The following is a 16073-nucleotide window of genomic DNA, read 5'->3' as shown; positions in this document are numbered from 1 at the left end:
TTGACACGATGCTCAATGTTCAATTTCAATTGTTATCGAGATCTCGGTAGAATGGCCTTCGCCCTCAGGGAGAAGGTGCCTATAGGCGGATGAGGGGATCTTAAAATCATTAAAATTATCAATTAAAATACTTTGCCCAACCAACAATGGATTAAATGCATGGAGTTATTGGATAAAGCAAAAAGCCTACGTAAAAACAGCACCTGCATGGAAATTAAAATATGGAACTCGCTTAGATCACGACGATTTCAAGGATTTAAATTCAGAAGACAATGTCCTTTTGGTCACTATATTGTAGATTTCGTTTGTATCGAAAAAAAGTTAATTATTGAGATAGATGGTGGTCAGCATAATGATTGCAGGCAAAATGAATATGATGAAAGAAGGACTAACTATCTTAATAATTTAGGTTATGAAGTATTAAGGTTTTGGAATAATGAAGTACAGCAGCAATTCGATTTTGTTATGGATGTTATCTATAACTATTTAATGAATGAAGTTTGATCCCCTCATCCGCCTGTCGGCACCTTCTCCCTGAGGGCGAAGGCCATTCTACCGAGATCTCGATAACAATTGAAATTGAACATTGAGCATCGTGTCAACTAAAACTTAAGGCTAATTGGAAGCACTGCGTTCAGGATGACGTTATTCTCGTGGTTATTGATGCGTTCCTTACAAGATTAACTATTCTGCAGGATTTGCTCCAGTTCCCCAGAGGCTTGTCTGGAGAAATTGATCAAATCGGCTTCTTCTTCAAAGAACTCAAAGGATTTAAGCAGTGCAGCTTCATCATGCTTTTGGAAGGCGTTGGCTTTTTTCTCAATGTCTTCCTGTTTATATCCAATGAATTTTAATACTTCTTTAGTCATGGTTAATGAAGAATCGAATAATTCGCGTTTAAAATAGTCCACTCCGGCTTTATGTAATTCATAAGCATGACGACGATTACGTGCCCGGGCATAAATTTTCAAATGAGGAAAATGCTGTTTTGCCATTTTGACAATTTTTAAATTCGCATCTGCGTTTCCGACGGTGACTATTAATAATTGAGCATGCTCCGCCCCAGCGCATTTTAGCAGATCCAGGCGATTAGCGTCTCCAAAATAGCCTTTGTAGCCAAATTTTCTCAGTAATTCAATTTGTTCCGGATTTTTTTCCAATACGGTTATTTTTATATTTTCACCATTCAGCAGACGACCAATGATTTGACCGAATCGGCCGTATCCGGCAAGGATAATGCCATTTTTTTCGTTGATGGAGTCATATTCTCGTTCAGGCAATAAGCTCATCAATTTAGGAACGACATACCGGTGGTAAATTAACATCAGAAAAGGTGTGGTCAGCATGGATAAGGCTACTATCAGAGTGAACATCGTTCTGGCGTCAGCATTTATTACTTTTGATGAGCCTGCATACTGAAAAAGAACAAAAGCAAATTCACCACCTTGCGCTAAAGCAATTGCGAAGCCTATGGTTTGGATTTTAGTCAGCCCGAAAAGTCGACCGAGAATGAATAAGATGATGATTTTAATCGCAACCAAACCAAGAACAGCGGATGTTATTAACAGCATCTGGTTGTAGAACAGATTGAAGTTCATCCCCATTCCTACAGAGATAAAAAACAATCCCAGCAGTAATCCCTTGAATGGCTGTATGTCCGCTTCTACGGTGTGTTTGTATTGTGAGTTTGCTAATACTACCCCCGCAATAAATGCGCCTAAAGCAGGGGAAACTCCAATCGTTTCCATTAATAACGTAATGCCAACAACCAGGGCAAGGGAAAAAGTAGTAAATACCTCACGGATGTTGGTTCGGGCAATGATTAAAAACAGATGTCGAGATAAATAATGCCCCGTTAAAATAACGGCGCCTATTACCCCGGAGACTAAAAGCGCATGTTGCCATTTAGGCAGATGCGCAATGAAAGGATTTTCATGAAGATTGATCGGCGCTCCCCCTCCATTTTGAGCTAACAAGGGCATGATAATGAGAATAGGAATTACCGCAATATCCTGAAATAATAATACGGCAAAGGACGTTTCACCTTCTGCGGTTTTAAGGAGGTTTTTTTCCTGAAGCATCTGCAAGACGAGAGCTGTTGAAGACAGCGCCAGCGACATGCCCACAGCCAGACTGGCTTGCCAGCTGTATTCCATGAGAATTCCAATGCCTGTGATGGCCGCTGTAGTCATGACGACCTGAAGCCCGCCTAAACCGACAATTAATTTTCTTAATTTCCAAAGCATGATGGGTTCTAATTCCAAACCAATTAAGAACAGCATCATGACGACCCCAAACTCAGCAAAACTCATGATTTGTTCGGAATTGCCTATGAGTTTCAACCCAAAAGGACCTATAAGTATTCCTACAGTGAGATATCCAATTACAGAGCCCAGTTTAAACCGATTGGCAATAGGTACCATGACGCTGGCTGCTGCAAGAAAAATAAAAATATTTAAAATCAGGTGATCATTCATTATTTATGCCTAAGGATAACGTTATTGTTCGTGACAATTTTTAAATTTTTTACCACTGCCGCAGGGACAGGGACTATTACGAGAAATTTTTTGATTGATGGTGTTCTCTTGTAATTGTCTGGTAACACCATCTACATAAAACCAAATAGTATTTTCTTGATGAAATTCACTTAACTCATGGATGGTTTTTAATTTATTTCGTTCAAGAAATACAGCCGAAAACTCAACAAAACCTTTTTCGGGTGTTTCCAGATAGGACTGGAGCACTTTTAAGCCTATCCAGGTAATACTTTGTGCCCATGCTTTAGCTTCAACAGGGTTAAAATTGATTAATGGTTTGCCTTTCATTGTCTTTGTAATGTAATCAATTTTAGCTAAACTATAAGCAGTGTATCGTGATCGCATGAGTTGTTCGGGATGTTGTGGGTATTGATTATCGTCGATGTATATTCCACAACATTCATTGTAGGTTGTTTGCGATCCACAAGGACAAAGTGACATTGAATTCCCTGTAATGAGTAGATTGCGGGATTATATAAGACTTCAGTTAATTTGAACACCTTGAGTGTCTATCCTGACTGAATAATGCGAGGTTTGTGTTGCAGTGCATCCAGTACAGACAGGGATTGTCTCATGCGGTTTCGAGCCGTCCTGTTGCGTTTATGATAAGGAAGATAAAACAGATGATTACATTATTTCAGTTCTATAGACTTTGGGGATTACCTAATGCCAGCCCCTTTTGTATGAAAGTAGAAACCTATTTACGAATGGCGCACATCTCTTATGAAAGCAAATTTGTGAATAATCCGCAAAAAAGTCCCAAAAGAAAATTACCTTATATCCGGATGGATGGGACGCTCTACCCCGACAGTGAGATCATCATCGATGTACTTAAAAAACGTTTTGGTGATGTATTGGATAAGGATTTAACTCTGGAGCAAAAAGCCATTGCCGAATTAATCGAAATTGCTTTTTGTGAACGATTGTATTGGGTGGCTGTCTATATGAGATGGCAGAATGATGCCGGTTGGGAGCATTTAAAAAAAACAATGTTTGGCGCATTACCCACTGTTTCCAGATTATTTATTCCGAATATAGTCAGAAAAAATATGTTGAAAGAACTGGATTATCAAGGCATGGGAAGACATACTCCAGAAGAAGTCCTGCAATTAGGGATAAAAACTATAAATAGTCTTGCAATACTTCTAGGCGATAATAACTACTTTCTAGGTGATAAACCAACCAGTATCGATGCGACTGCTTTTGCCTTTCTGGCTAATATTATTTGGACTCCCTTAAATGATCCCTTTAAGCGTAGTGTACTCCAGTTGTCCAATATTATCGATTACAGTAATCGGATGTGGGATGAATATTACCCTGATTTTGAAAAGCCACAATTCAGTTAAGTGGGGTTGAGTCAGACGAAGTCGACATCACATCGCTTGAAGGCGATAACGAATGAATCGACATCCAGAGAACTCAGTTTCTCCATCTTTTTTGAATCCTGCCCGGATTAACGCTTTAATTCGGGTTCGTGTTGGTGGGAAATAGACGACCAGAGATGGAAGATTCAACTCGTCAAAGGCAAATTTGATGAGTTCATTATAGATTTGCCTGCCATAACCCCAATAGTCTGGATGCAGTACCAAAGCAAGTTCAAAATCGGCGTCATCGGGTTGTATCCCTGCCCAACCAATAAAGGTTCCATCAATTAAGTATGCCCAGGGACCAAAGTGATGTGTGGACCATATGGCTTCTTTGGCACGAATAAACTCATTATATTCTTTATCTCCTACATGATGAGAGGATAAGGGCATATGTCTTTTGACCAAAGGATTGTTCAATAGTTCAGTTATTGATAATTTATCAATTTCTGTCAGGCGTTTTTTTTCGAGTTTTATTGCATTGACTAATGGATAGGAAACAGAGATTTATAATTTAAACCCCTATTAAAAGCAAATATTCAGATAAACTTATAAACTAAACTTAAATTGATATTATCATTAAATGAGTGGAGTTCGATTATGTGTGGTCGATTTGCTTTGGAAGCGCCTGGCGCAAAAATTAAAGCGCAGTTCCAAATTGAGGATTTAGAAGAGTTCTCTCCGCGCTATAATATTCCTCCAGGGGTGGATATTTTATTTCTTTGCCATTTAGATGATGAGCAATCTAATTCTGCGTTGTGGCTTCGTTGGGGCTTAGTCCCGTTCTGGGCTAAAGATAAAAGTATAGGAAATAGCCTTGCTAATGCTCGTGCCGAAACCGTTGCTGAAAAACCTGCATTTCGTCAATCGTTTAAATCAAAACGCGGTATCATTGTGATGAGCGGATTTTTCGAGTGGCGACAAGGAATTAAAAAACAGCCCTTTTATTTCAAAAATAAAAACGATGACTTATTGGCCATTGCTGCTTTGTGGGACCGTTGGCAAAGCCCGGAAGGTGAGTTAATTCAATCGTGTTGCTTGATTACAACGTCAGCCAATGACCTCATGGCTCCAGTGCATAACCGGATGCCAGTCTTGTTAGATAATGATTCAATGAAGGAATGGATGGATAATTCACAGTGCAATCAAGCTGAATTATTGACTCTTCTTAAACCCTATTCGGGTTCCGATTTAATGTGTTATCCCGTGACCACTAAAATGAATAACTCCCGGTTTACTCTTCATGAGTCTATTGAACCCATTGCTTAAATTTTTTTATTAAATGAAATCCGTAAGTTACCTTTAGTTTAAAATTATTTGACCTGATCACCGTTTACATCACCATTTTTTAAGCCTATATTTGAATAGTGTTACTTAATTCAAGTTGGTGTAGCGATGAGTCATGGTGGCAAACGAGATAATGCAGGGCGTCCGAAAGGACAGGGGAAGTATGGCGAAACGACCAAGACACTTCGAATTCCGGTATCTCGGATAGAAGATGTTAAAGGTTTTTTGGAGGGAAGTACATCTTATAAAATTCCTTTATATGCCAGTACGGTACGAGCAGGGTTTCCTTCTCCTGCGGATGATTACATCGAGATGCATCTGGATTTAAATGAGCATCTGATCAAACATCCAGCCGCCACCTTTTTTGTGACTGCTTCGGGTGATTCCATGACGGGCGCAGGCATTTCCTCAGGGGATATGCTAGTGGTTGATAGAAGCCTTGAGGCAACCCATGGAAAAATCGTCATTGCCGCGATTAATGGGGAGTTGACCGTAAAACGGCTATCACGCGTATCTGGAAGAGTTCAGCTGCTACCTGAAAACAATCAGTATCAACCTATAGAAATTACTGGCGATGAAGATTTGGTGATTTGGGGCGTTGTCACTCACGTTATCCATCCGGCGAGCTGATGATGTTTGCTCTAATTGATTGCAATAATTTTTATGCTTCCTGTGAACGTTTGTTTCGGCCTGATTTACGAGATAAACCCATCGTTGTTTTATCCAATAATGACGGTTGTGTTATTGCTCGTTCTAATGAAGCCAAGGCACTTGGCATTGCGATGGGTGAGCCATTTTTTAAAATTAAAGCATTGAGCAAGCAGCATGGCATCCAGGTTTTTTCATCAAACTATACATTATATGGCGATTTATCTCAGCGTGTTATGTCCGTGATTGAATCAGCATGGCCTGAGGTTGAGATTTACTCCATTGATGAAGCATTTATTGATTTAAGTACCATGCCATCTGCAATGCATGACTCCTTTTGTATTCAATTACAAAAGACCATTTTAAAATCGACCGGTATTCCCACATCCATTGGCATTGGGCCTACGAAAACCCTGGCCAAGATTGCTAACCATATCTGTAAAAAAGAGTTAAAAATTCCAGTGTTTAATGTCAGTGAGCAACGGCATTGGTTGGGGAAAATCAGTGTGGGCGATGTTTGGGGGGTTGGGAGGCAGTGGCAAAAAAAATTAATGAATAAGGGCATTTATACTGCCTTGGATTTAGCACAATTAAACGCTCATCTCATTAAGAAACAATATAATGTAGTACTCATGCGCACGGTAATGGAATTGCAGGGAATACCGTGCGGTGGATTGGAACTCAGTGAACCCAAACAAAGCATTATGTCATCCAAAAGTTTTGGTGAGATGCAAACTCAATTTGCTTCTTTGGCTCAAGCCATCAGCAGTCATTGTGCCAGAGCCTGTGAGAAAGCGCGCCATCAAAATCTGGTTGCGCAGCGTTTGTATGTATTTATTCGTGGGAATCCGTTTCGTCAGGATTTGGATCAGTACTCTAATAGCATGGAATGTCGTCTGGTTAATCCCACAGATGACACCCGAGTTATTACAAAAATTGCGAAACTCTGTTTGAAAAAACTGTTTAAATCAGGAATTCATTATAAGAAAGTAGGGGTGATGCTTGAGGATTTAGTGGATAAATCAGCGATACAGCGGGATTTATTTCATCAACCCAGTGATGAAACACTGATTAAAAAAGACATTTTAATGTCGCTATTTGATACCATCAATTCTCGTTTTGGGAGTCATACCATTAAGCTGGCAGCTGAAGGATATTCTAAACCTTGGGCAATGCGTGCTCAAATGCGCTCACCTTGCTATACCACTCGCTGGAACGAATTACCGGTTGTTACTAATCGTACTTAAAAAATAGGGGCATAGGGTAGGTCTTGTCGCAGTGATTAAAATAAGTTTTTATTATTAAAAAAAATTAGAAAAATAATGCCAGTCAAGACTGTTTTTTTAATATTTTTGTTGTTACCATGGTACGCTGAATATCCAAATCAGTTGTTCTCTTCTTGTGGATATTTTTTCTGACTCCCTTGACTATTATCTTAAATTAAAAATCAATTTTGTTGGTAATCCCTTACTGTATATGGATCATTCTTCAATTATTGGGTGCTTTCGGTTTGATTACTTATCCACATTTTCTGTGGATATCTCTGTGAATAGACTCTTAGTCTTCTTATAAATTCAGTAGGTTAATTGGATGATTGGTAGTTATACAAAGCCGTAGATTGGGGAGAACAATTAAAATTAATGGCCTTCTTGTTTGGAAAGAAGGCATGGTTTATTGAGACGGGGTATGGCGGACGTGAACGTCATTGATAAAAGCAGGATTAACAATTGTAACGTTTAACTCCCAAATCGAAACATCGATTGATGTTCTTTAATTTCCTTCCGGGATAAATTTGTTTTATTCGAGAAAAAACGTATAAATTGATTAAATTCATTATTCATACGCCCACCAAAAATGGCATCATCATCGGTTCCTACAATTAAATTCTCAGATACATCAGAGTAAACAGAGGCCACAGGGTGTTCCATATCCTCCAAATGCCAATTGAGTTTTTTATGGCAAGTCGGGCATATTTCTATAGGTAATGCCAGAGTGCGAATTCTATCTTTCTGTTGGTCAGTTAAATAAATGCAATGCCCTAATCTTATTTTTCCTGAAAAAGATGCATTTACATCGTCTAAATGTTCTTTATGCCAATGCTCCAATGCATCCAAAACGGCATCCGTATCTTGCTTTTCAATGTCTGTATCGCTCTCTCCCATATGAATAGCAATACTGACTTTATTTTCTAAAGCCATGGTCACTACTTTAGCTAAATCTTGGCCCGTAAGCGTTCTTTTACCGAGAGGATTGCCACTAATATCAATACCTACTAAAACTTTGTTGGGGCTATTTAAAACGCGTTGAAGAAAATCCGAAGCATCCTCAATAGTGTGGATTGTTCGATCGAGACTTAATAAGCCATAAGCAGATTTTTTATCATTTTGGAGCATTGCAGAGCTAAGTCCTTCCTCAAAAGCGTCAATATAGTCATTTCTTGATTTACCGTTAATCGCTTTTGGGGTGGTTCGAATTTCAAGATATTTGGCTTCTGAGTGATGCACTACATCAATTGTACCTTGTATGATGTCATCTAAATTTTGTACTATTTTATGAATTAATCCGAATAATCCCCAGATCATATCAATCAGTTTTTTGGGAAACCCGTCTGTTGGCTGTTCTTGTGTCAGGTCTAGATAGTTTTGCCTTAATTGCTCATACTCATTATAAGTTTCTATACAATTATTCTTTTCGGCGGTTCTTTTAAGAAACTCGAGACTGAAACTGCCATTCAAATGACAATGTAAATCACTCTTATTTTTTTCAAACATAGTAAAACTCTTGGGTTTAAGGGCGAGAAAAAAAAGCATTATTATTTATAAATTTATTTTTGTAAAACAGATGTGTTATTAAAGCGAGTCATTAATCAATAAGCCGCTGTAATTTTTAGTTAATTAAAAGTATCTAAAGTTATTCCTTCCTTCTGATTTAACGATATAGAGTGCTTTATCTGCTTGCTTGATAAGTGTATTGAAGTCTTGTCCATCTTTAGGATAAATGCTGATACCAATACTCACTGTAATTACAAATTGATGGCGCTTTATTTTTATTGGTCTTGCTATGGTCGCTAGAATTTTTGTAGCTACCATCTCAATTTGAGAGACATCAGAAATGTCAGTGAGAGCGATTATAAATTCATCCCCACCTTGTCGGATAAGAATATCTGTTGAGCGTATGGTTTTTTTTAATCGAAGTCCTATCTCTATAAGCACGAGATCGCCTATATCATGCCCGAAGGTATCATTAATTTCTTTAAAATGATCTAAGTCCATGAACAAAACAGCTATTTGATTTTTGTGTCGTTTTGCATAAGATATGGCAAGTTTAAATGAGGCATCCAGCTGTTTTCTATTGGCTAATCCCGTCAAAACGTCATGATATGCAATGTATTTTAGTTCTTGTTCTGCTTGTTTTTGAGCATCAATATTTTGAATTAGCGCAATAAAATAGAGCGGTTTGTTCTCATGGTTTCGTATTAAGGACCCGCTCAGTAAAATCCATATGACACTACCATCTTTTTTGATATAGCGTTTTTCCATGCTGTAGGAACTGATTTCACCAGTTAGTAATTGATGAACATAATTTAAATCCAGTTCTAAATCGTCAGGATGCGTGATGGTTTGAAAATCGATTTTTAATAATTCTTCTTCAGTGTAACCAACAATTTGGCAAAGGGATTGATTTACCTTTAACCATTTACCCTCTAAAGAAAGTAATGCCATGCCAATCGCCGCAAAATTAAATGCAGAGCGAAAGCGAGACTCACTTTCCTCCAAAATTGCATTGTTGCTGATTAATCTATTGATTAAATCCAAATTTTCGTAACGTAATCTAATATTGGTATTCAGGAGTTTATTCCCCATCCATGAGACCATTAATACAAAGCATAAATAAATCAGTATGGCGATTCCAAGTAAAAAATAAGTTGGTGTATTTTGTAAGAATAGCCAGAAACTTATCGGTAGAATGATTAAATTTAAAAATAAGATACTTGCAGTCATATTCGGCTGAAGAGTATGCAGTCCACCCGATGCAACACCTATACTAATAATGATGACAAGCATTTGATACAACAGATTGTTTTGGGGTATGAGTATTGAACCGGCAACTCCCCAAAGAGCGCCATATAGAATGGCCAGTCCAATCAAGAATTTTAAATAGCCATTTGTTGGAAAGGAATGGATTCGATTAACGATATATACAACGCCATGCAAAACACAAGTAAAGACTGCGGTTATAAACCATATAAAAAGGTATGTGTGGTTTACTTCAGGATAGAGACCAATAAAAACAATTAAAAAACAAATAAAATTCGCTGGAATGCTAAAGAGTAAATTCTCGTTGAGTAACATTATTCGATCAGCACGAATACTTTGCATCATTTTTTTTTCGAATTTAGGTCTTTCATTAGTCATTCAAATCTCTTTAGAAATTACCGTTTTAATTTAAGCAAAATTGGATTTAATCCAATTAATTATCTAAAAAATAATCTAATTACCATTATTCTGACTAACGATCTGTAAAATATAAGTATATTAGTAAGTTATACAATATTCCAATCAATGAATTTTCAGGATCTGGGAATCAGGTATTTCATAAATCCAGAACAATCAAACGCACTCACTTTGCTATACCACTCGCTGGACCGAGTTACCGGTTATTATTAATCATACATAGGAAACAGGGGCATAGGGTAGGTCCTGTCGCAGTAATTCAAATCAGTTTTTACTATTAAATAAAAATTAGAAAAATAATGCCAGTCAAGACTGTTTTTTTAATATTTTTGTTGTTACCATGGTACACTGAATATCCAAATCCGTTGATCTCTTCTTGTGGATATTTTTTCTGATTACCTTGCCTATTATCTTAAATTAAATATCAATTTTATTGGTAATCCCTTAATGTATATGGTTCATTCTTCAATTATTGGGTGCTTTCGGTTTGATTACTTATCCACATTTTCTGTGGATATCTCTGTGAATAGACTCTTAGTCTTCTTATAAATTCAGCAGGTTAATGGATTGATTAGGTCTTACACATGGTGCTAATGAAGAGCAGAATAGAATACAGGTTCAGGTAAGCGTTCGTAACTATATTGTATTACTCACGTTCTTTAATATGCTTATGACATGGCGACAGTATCTGAAAGCATTTTATTGCTATGAACAAAGTGGTTTATGAATGGTCAGACGTGGTCAAGTATGGAATGACGTAGTGTTTGTTTCTAAGTGGCTCTCATCATGTTCCAGTTCAGTATCAGGTAAAGCCGATAAATCTTGGACTTGAGAAGTCGTATTTTGTTGTTCAATGTCATCATCCACCATTTCCCAGTCATCTGCTTTTTGTGCAGACGAGCACGTCGAATGGGTTGGATGGGCATTGAATTGCTGGGTTGCTTTATTCCAACTCATCAATTCAGGTTGGGGAATTTCAGAACTAATATTCGCTTCATTGGAATTATTGAGACCAACGAAATTTAAAAATCTTTGCCATAGGTTGGGCTTCGATGGTAGCGAATGTATATTAATATCTGAGGTTCCTTTTTCTACAAGCTCTCTGTTGTATTCAATAATATTTTGTTCATGCTTGTCTGTATAAGCAACTGTTTGTTGATCAATAGAGGTGCAGGTTCCCTGTGGATTGGCACCAGCAAGATCCATGATATTTCTACTCGTCCACGCGCCGCAGTAGGTGTCATTGTTCTGAACGCCTTGATACCGTATTTCAAATTGTGTCTCTCTGGCGGTTTCTACTCCATAGATTGTACTTAAGCCATCAATCAATGATTCTTTCATTGCTGATCTTGGATATAAAAAAGATAATATCCATGGTCTTGAATCAAGTAACGTTGCTTTGTTTGTTTGAGGATCATAATGTAAAGTGACCCAATGATTGCGAGGGAATAGACCTAGTATTTTTTGTTCTTCAGTAACGGGTATAATTATTTTTTTCTCTTTATCTGCTTCCGAAATGTTCCTAAGCGGTTCAAAAGCTTCTTTAATGGTTTGCAATTTTTGCGCTCTTGGATTAACCGTGTCGGTAGCTGCATCTAATACTAACGCATGAGCATTACTGTAATAGCCTGGCGCAAGGATACCACCTAAAGTTGGCCTGTTAGCTTGCGGTGTAAAATTAACCATTAGGACGCTTCGTAAATCACTCGGTCCATAACGCCCATCTAAAGCCATTGTAGCTCCTTTATTAAACAAGATGCTCAATATCAGTATAATCGATCAACCTTAAGGAACCTTTAACAAGTCATGGGGGCTCGAAATTGATCAGGTATTGCGGTTTAATTAAAGCGAAGTACCTTGAACTATTTAAGACAGTTATATTAACTTCATATCGAGGCAGGGCATGTATAAGCCACTGTTAGAACTCCTATTATAAAACCCAGGTTGAAGAGGCTGACACGAATTGAGGTGACTAATAAGTTGCGTATGGTTGTATACAAAGGCTAGAGGTCTGATGATCTGATAAATGAAATTTCCCCATGATACTCATATTCCTCCGGATTATAATGCTGCACCAATTCTGCACCATGGTTCTTAATGGTTTGATTTAAGGTATCGCAAACAATTGCTTCAATATAATCGGCAATGGATACGGATTTACGTCGTTCCAGATTATTGATTTGTACCGTTAAATCAACAATTTCTTTCTCACCATAGGGAGTGCTGGGTTCTGCTTTTTTTCTCCTGTTAAACAGATTAACGATTTCACCATCCAATTTCTTTAATTCTTCTTTGTAACTTTCATGCAAGGACATTTCTATATGCGCAATAACGGTTTGAAGCTTTTCACCATGTTCTTTTAAGAGGCAGGCACAGGACTTGGCTATTAATTCAATTTCATCAGAATAATCTGAATGAGGATCGCCTATTTTTCGTAATTTCATCGCATTGATACTGTGCTCCGAGATGTTACAGTACAGTTCTTTTTTCGGCGTCACGGGCTTTTCAGGAGAGCTGTCATTAGGCATGGTGAAATTCCGTTTCTAAATCACTTATTATAATTATAGCATCAAACTGATTCTATTTTGAACATTATATGCTGGTTCCATTACTGGATGTAGTCATTCAACATGCTCTCGCTGCCAAGTGAATGTTCTTATAGAAATCCATCGCTAAAAATACATTTTGATGGTACTCCGGCAAGAAAAATAGCCGTTTTGAGTTTATTGGTTGTGTCTTTAGGTCCGCAAATGTAGGCACGTAATTCAGCAGGATTATTGAGGCAGTTTAGTATTTGCTGTTCAATTGAGGACTCAGTATAACGGCCCTGACTTTGAAGAACACAGGGTTTATAATGGACATTCTTAAATACTGCGGCCAGAGTTTCGAGTTCATCGTTGTAATAAATGTCATTATCAGTAAGTCCTCCGTGTACTAAAGTTATACTGCCATTATGTTCCTGGCTCAGTGCCGCTTTAATAATGCCGACTAGCGGTGCTAATCCTGTTCCTGTTCCGGCCAACAGCATATCAAATGATAATTTATCTGGATTGTAATAATAGCATGTTCCAAAAGGGCCTCTAAGCGTTACCGAGGTACCGGCTTTCGCCGTGTCTTGCAGCCATTGGCTCATACGACCATTTGGGACTATCTTGACATGCAGTTCAATATAACCCTCTTGATCGGGGATGTTTGCAATGGAATAACTTCGAGTAATTTCTTCAGGATTCGTTACATTAAGATATTGGCCCGGAAGCCAATTACCAGGATTATCAACTCGAAGCTTAATCTGTAACACATTATAATTGAGCCGTTCAATGCCAATAATGACGGCTTCTACATCACATTCAGACACATCAGGTGATACAAGATTTATATTTGACTCAGGCTTTGCAAGGCAAGCAAGAAAATATCCTTGTTTTTTCAGAGTGTCCGGTAATCCATTCTGCCAGGATGGGTTAATTGCTCCATCCGTAGCCTTAATCAGACAGGATTGACAAATTCCTGCCTGACATGAATTGGGGTACTGAATACCATGACGTAAAAGACAACTTAAGATGTTTTCTTCAGAACCAAGTGGATAGAGCTGATTATTAAATGTTATTGTATTCATTTCTAACGATCCAGCACATCAGAGCGAACGCTGTTTGCAATTGCTGCGACCTCCTGGATGTCGTTTTCACTGACTCCAAGTTCTGTAAGGGTGGCCCCTAATAACTCGATAATGGCATCCACATGCGAGTCGTTTAATCCTTTTTGAACCAAATGACGGTGACCTTCTCTCATTCCTTTTCCGGTATAATGATTTGGACCACCAAATACCATGGTCAAAAAACCTTTTTGTTTGTTAATTTGTTGTTCCATATCAACCCCGTCAAAAAAATGATTGACGCGTTGATCCGTGAGTACTTTTCGGTAGAAAATATCCACTGCGGTATTAACTGCCGTTTGGCCACCTAGACGTTCATATAATGATGAAGGCATAATCTAAACTCCATAAGTTAAAGATGTATTTTAAATGCATCTTATAAAAAGAACGAATGCGAGTCAATCAATAATGATGGGAATTAATCTATGCAACTAACGCAATTCACAGATTACTCTTTACGGGCCTTGATTTATATTGCCCTAAAGAAAGACATCTGTACCATTAAAGATATTACGGAGGCTTATACTATCTCAGGCAATCATATGATTAAGATAATCCATAATTTATCCAAATTAGGCCTGATTAAAACCACTCGAGGTAAAAATGGAGGAATTACCTTGGCGGTAGAGCCTGCGAAAATTAACCTGGGGGCTTTAATATTACAACTGGAATCCAATTTTGATTTGGTTCCTTGCTTTAATAAGGAAAAAGCAAATTGCTGTATTGCGCCTGTATGCAAGCTTAAAAATATTCTCTATGAGGCTCGGAAAGCATTCATGGCTGTTTTGAATCAATTTACTCTGGGGGATATTGTGTCCAATAAAATCGAATTAAATGCTTTATTAAATATTCAATCCTGAACCGGTGACTTATAGAATAGAATGGCTTTTAGTTTGACCCTCTTCTGGATGCCGCGGACAAGCCCTGAAACTTCCTCACTATTTATACGTCATCGTCACAAAAGCTCAATCCTTCCTAAAAATTAACATAAGGCCACATTGACGCATGGATCCCCGCTGTCGCGGGGATGACCATCTCATAAAAATGGCAAATTAAGATGAATTAATCTGCATTTTTAGAAAGGGACGAATTCTTAGGGATAAGCTGCGGTACGTAGGCAGTAGGCGAGTTGTCAACACGCCCTAATTATTCAGAGAATTTTTTAATACCATCGCGCAGTGTTCTAACGCCAGCTTTTCTTCATCAGACATAGATGGAATCAATACTTGTCGAATCCCTTTGCAATTTAAGATACTGGGTAAGGAAAATGTCACACCATAATCCGCATGATAGGAACCTATAGGTATCACTGATTCTTCATTACGAATGACTATTTCAGCAATTCGCGCGCAAACCATACCTATACCGTATTGACTGGCATTATTACCTTCAATAATGGTGATATTGGCAAATTTAACTTCCTGCTCAATATCGTGTTTGAACTGTGTTTTGTCACCAGTTAACCACTCATCGAGTGGTTTTCCACCTATAGTGACTCCAGACCATAAAAATACGGAGGACGTTCCGTGCTCTCCTATGACCTGGGCATTTACATCTCTGGGGTTTAATTGGAAGTGTCTGGCTATATGGTATCTGAAACGCAAGGTATCAAGATAAGTTCCTGCACTGAGCACTCTGTCATGACCTGCCAGTTGGCGAGCAACATCCGCGAGAGGGTCAGGTGGATCACTGACAATTAGAATAATCGCTTTTGGCACAGCCTTTACAATCTGGGGAATGATGTCTTTAAAAATTTCGGCATTAGTATGAAGTAGTTTGAGTCTGCCAGCAGGGTCGTTACGATCCGTAGCGCCTCCTGTTTTTTCATTGACGCCGGCTGTAACCATGACCAAGGCCGATTGGTGTAGGTCAGAGTAATCACCGGAGTAGATATGAGTCTCAGGGGATAGTTGTGAACCATATTGCATGTCTGTGGCAACAGCTTTAGCCAGATGGGTATTTTTATCAATCAATACAATTTCTCTGGCACATCCTCTCATTATCGTTGCCATTGCACAGGCTTTCCCAACACTTCCTGAGCCAATAATTCCAATTTTCATATAACCTCACTGTCCATTGTGATAATTAAACATCAACCAGCTCGCAGTTTTAAGTATAGAACATAATGTATTTT

Annotated in this window: 16 protein-coding genes; 6 read left to right on the top strand and 10 right to left on the bottom strand. The window is 38.2% G+C overall.

Annotated features, from left to right (window positions below; translation table 11 throughout):
• Nucleotides 1–159 precede the first annotated feature (159 nt).
• Entirely contained in the window at nucleotides 160–504 is a 345-nt protein-coding gene (locus tag IZU94_RS05130; protein WP_203108688.1) for an endonuclease domain-containing protein, read from the top strand.
• A gap of 176 nt (nucleotides 505–680) precedes the next feature.
• On the opposite strand, the gene IZU94_RS05125 is transcribed toward IZU94_RS05130, so the two are convergent.
• Entirely contained in the window at nucleotides 681–2477 is a 1797-nt protein-coding gene (locus tag IZU94_RS05125) for a monovalent cation:proton antiporter-2 (CPA2) family protein (RefSeq protein ID WP_203108686.1), read from the bottom strand.
• A gap of 21 nt (nucleotides 2478–2498) precedes the next feature.
• Complete coding sequence (locus IZU94_RS05120; RefSeq protein WP_203108684.1) at nucleotides 2499–2978, bottom strand: YchJ family protein; 480 nt, start codon at nucleotides 2976–2978, stop codon at nucleotides 2499–2501.
• A gap of 182 nt (nucleotides 2979–3160) precedes the next feature.
• On the opposite strand from IZU94_RS05120, the gene IZU94_RS05115 reads away from it, so the two are divergent.
• Entirely contained in the window at nucleotides 3161–3883 is a 723-nt protein-coding gene (locus tag IZU94_RS05115) for a glutathione S-transferase family protein (protein ID WP_203108682.1), read from the top strand.
• A gap of 27 nt (nucleotides 3884–3910) precedes the next feature.
• On the opposite strand, the gene IZU94_RS05110 is transcribed toward IZU94_RS05115, so the two are convergent.
• Entirely contained in the window at nucleotides 3911–4348 is a 438-nt protein-coding gene (locus tag IZU94_RS05110; protein WP_369410939.1) for a GNAT family N-acetyltransferase, read from the bottom strand.
• Nucleotides 4349–4501: 153 nt separating this feature from the next.
• Between IZU94_RS05110 and IZU94_RS05105 the strand changes: the two genes are divergently transcribed.
• The 3 genes from IZU94_RS05105 (at nucleotide 4502) to IZU94_RS05095 (ending at nucleotide 7083) form a co-directional block, all read left to right on the top strand.
• Nucleotides 4502–5170, top strand: a complete 669-nt coding sequence (locus IZU94_RS05105) for an SOS response-associated peptidase (RefSeq protein ID WP_203108678.1) — start codon at nucleotides 4502–4504, stop codon at nucleotides 5168–5170.
• A gap of 126 nt (nucleotides 5171–5296) precedes the next feature.
• Complete coding sequence (locus tag IZU94_RS05100) at nucleotides 5297–5818, top strand: LexA family protein (protein WP_203108676.1); 522 nt, start codon at nucleotides 5297–5299, stop codon at nucleotides 5816–5818.
• A 2-nt stretch (nucleotides 5819–5820) separates the two neighbouring features.
• The gene (locus IZU94_RS05095) at nucleotides 5821–7083 is read left to right on the top strand and encodes a Y-family DNA polymerase (protein WP_203108694.1); all 1263 of its coding nucleotides are present in this window, start codon (nucleotides 5821–5823) and stop codon (nucleotides 7081–7083) included.
• Nucleotides 7084–7572: 489 nt separating this feature from the next.
• On the opposite strand, the gene IZU94_RS05090 is transcribed toward IZU94_RS05095, so the two are convergent.
• The 6 genes from IZU94_RS05090 to IZU94_RS05065 all read right to left on the bottom strand — a co-directional run bounded on the left by IZU94_RS05090 (nucleotide 7573) and on the right by IZU94_RS05065 (nucleotide 14274).
• Nucleotides 7573–8607: an amidohydrolase family protein gene (locus IZU94_RS05090; RefSeq protein ID WP_203108674.1), complete on the bottom strand. Its 1035-nt coding sequence runs from the start codon at nucleotides 8605–8607 to the stop codon at nucleotides 7573–7575.
• A gap of 123 nt (nucleotides 8608–8730) precedes the next feature.
• Nucleotides 8731–10251, bottom strand: a complete 1521-nt coding sequence (locus IZU94_RS05085) for a GGDEF domain-containing protein (RefSeq protein WP_203108672.1) — start codon at nucleotides 10249–10251, stop codon at nucleotides 8731–8733.
• Nucleotides 10252–11031: 780 nt separating this feature from the next.
• Nucleotides 11032–12024 (bottom strand): hypothetical protein, encoded by a 993-nt coding sequence (locus tag IZU94_RS05080; RefSeq protein WP_203108664.1) that lies wholly within the window; start codon nucleotides 12022–12024, stop codon nucleotides 11032–11034.
• A gap of 269 nt (nucleotides 12025–12293) precedes the next feature.
• On the bottom strand, nucleotides 12294–12818 hold the full coding sequence (locus IZU94_RS05075; protein ID WP_203108662.1) for a hypothetical protein: 525 nt from the start codon (nucleotides 12816–12818) through the stop codon (nucleotides 12294–12296).
• Nucleotides 12819–12946: 128 nt separating this feature from the next.
• On the bottom strand, nucleotides 12947–13903 hold the full coding sequence (locus IZU94_RS05070) for an FAD-binding oxidoreductase (protein ID WP_203108660.1): 957 nt from the start codon (nucleotides 13901–13903) through the stop codon (nucleotides 12947–12949).
• 2 nt (nucleotides 13904–13905) lie between these two features.
• Nucleotides 13906–14274 carry a group I truncated hemoglobin gene (locus IZU94_RS05065; RefSeq protein ID WP_203108658.1) on the bottom strand — a complete coding sequence of 123 codons (369 nt, stop codon included), beginning with the start codon at nucleotides 14272–14274 and terminating at the stop codon, nucleotides 13906–13908.
• Between the two features lie 90 nt (nucleotides 14275–14364).
• Here IZU94_RS05065 and IZU94_RS05060 point away from each other — a divergent pair, with 90 nt between their 5' ends.
• The gene (locus IZU94_RS05060) at nucleotides 14365–14799 is read left to right on the top strand and encodes an Rrf2 family transcriptional regulator (protein ID WP_203108657.1); all 435 of its coding nucleotides are present in this window, start codon (nucleotides 14365–14367) and stop codon (nucleotides 14797–14799) included.
• Between the two features lie 282 nt (nucleotides 14800–15081).
• Here IZU94_RS05060 and IZU94_RS05055 read toward each other — a convergent pair whose 3' ends face one another.
• Nucleotides 15082–15999, bottom strand: coding sequence for a lactate/malate family dehydrogenase (locus IZU94_RS05055; protein WP_203108655.1), 918 nt, complete (start codon nucleotides 15997–15999; stop codon nucleotides 15082–15084).
• Nucleotides 16000–16073: the final 74 nt, after the last annotated feature.

The sequence above is a fragment of the Legionella bononiensis genome, assembly GCF_016786215.1.
Taxonomy (GTDB): Bacteria; Pseudomonadota; Gammaproteobacteria; order Legionellales; family Legionellaceae; genus Legionella; species Legionella bononiensis.
This window is presented reverse-complemented; position numbering and strand designations above follow the sequence as displayed.

Bases quoted from the DNA above. Each gene is read 5' to 3' on its own strand.
- IZU94_RS05065 (WP_203108658.1), bottom strand. From the start codon at position 14,274: ATGCCTTCATCATTATATGAACGTCTAGGTGGCCAAACGGCAGTTAAT.
- IZU94_RS05090 (WP_203108674.1), bottom strand. From the start codon at position 8,607: ATGTTTGAAAAAAATAAGAGTGATTTACATTGTCATTTGAATGGCAGT.
- IZU94_RS05130 (WP_203108688.1), top strand. From the start codon at position 160: ATGGAGTTATTGGATAAAGCAAAAAGCCTACGTAAAAACAGCACCTGC.
- IZU94_RS05060 (WP_203108657.1), top strand. From the start codon at position 14,365: ATGCAACTAACGCAATTCACAGATTACTCTTTACGGGCCTTGATTTAT.
- IZU94_RS05085 (WP_203108672.1), bottom strand. From the start codon at position 10,251: ATGACTAATGAAAGACCTAAATTCGAAAAAAAAATGATGCAAAGTATT.
- IZU94_RS05055 (WP_203108655.1), bottom strand. From the start codon at position 15,999: ATGAAAATTGGAATTATTGGCTCAGGAAGTGTTGGGAAAGCCTGTGCA.
- IZU94_RS05115 (WP_203108682.1), top strand. From the start codon at position 3,161: ATGATTACATTATTTCAGTTCTATAGACTTTGGGGATTACCTAATGCC.
- IZU94_RS05070 (WP_203108660.1), bottom strand. From the start codon at position 13,903: ATGAATACAATAACATTTAATAATCAGCTCTATCCACTTGGTTCTGAA.
- IZU94_RS05125 (WP_203108686.1), bottom strand. From the start codon at position 2,477: ATGAATGATCACCTGATTTTAAATATTTTTATTTTTCTTGCAGCAGCC.
- IZU94_RS05095 (WP_203108694.1), top strand. From the start codon at position 5,821: ATGTTTGCTCTAATTGATTGCAATAATTTTTATGCTTCCTGTGAACGT.
- IZU94_RS05120 (WP_203108684.1), bottom strand. From the start codon at position 2,978: ATGTCACTTTGTCCTTGTGGATCGCAAACAACCTACAATGAATGTTGT.
- IZU94_RS05080 (WP_203108664.1), bottom strand. From the start codon at position 12,024: ATGGCTTTAGATGGGCGTTATGGACCGAGTGATTTACGAAGCGTCCTA.
- IZU94_RS05105 (WP_203108678.1), top strand. From the start codon at position 4,502: ATGTGTGGTCGATTTGCTTTGGAAGCGCCTGGCGCAAAAATTAAAGCG.
- IZU94_RS05100 (WP_203108676.1), top strand. From the start codon at position 5,297: ATGAGTCATGGTGGCAAACGAGATAATGCAGGGCGTCCGAAAGGACAG.
- IZU94_RS05075 (WP_203108662.1), bottom strand. From the start codon at position 12,818: ATGCCTAATGACAGCTCTCCTGAAAAGCCCGTGACGCCGAAAAAAGAA.